Consider the following 318-nt stretch of genomic DNA (forward strand, 5'->3'; position numbering starts at 1 on the left):
CAAGCGCGCCGAAGCGCTGCAATCACAAGGCGTCGCTGTCACGCCCGCGCCCGCCGCCCGCATCGCCTGACCGGACCCTCATGACCCAGCCCGCCCTCGCCGCCCCGTCCCTGCTGGTCTTCGGCGGCGGCTACCTGGGCCTCGAGGCGGCGCGCGAAGCCCTCCGGCGGCAGGGGCGCGCCTTCGCCACCTCACGTGATCCGGCGCGCCGCGCGGAACTGACGGCGGCGGGCGTCATCGCCGTCGATCCCGCCGACGCCGAAGCCCTGAAGGCGGCCGTGGCCGTCGCCTCCGCCATCCTCGTCACCGCCGCGCCCG

Annotated in this window: 1 pseudogene; it reads left to right on the forward strand. The window is 77.0% G+C overall.

Annotation, left to right across the window (positions count from 1 at the left end):
• Positions 1-80: 80 nt before the first annotated feature.
• A pseudogene (locus tag HX774_RS19410) lies at positions 81-318 on the forward strand (SDR family NAD(P)-dependent oxidoreductase); the annotation flags it as partial.

The sequence above is a fragment of the Brevundimonas sp. P7753 genome, assembly GCF_013386595.1.
Taxonomy (GTDB): Bacteria; Pseudomonadota; Alphaproteobacteria; order Caulobacterales; family Caulobacteraceae; genus Brevundimonas; species Brevundimonas bullata.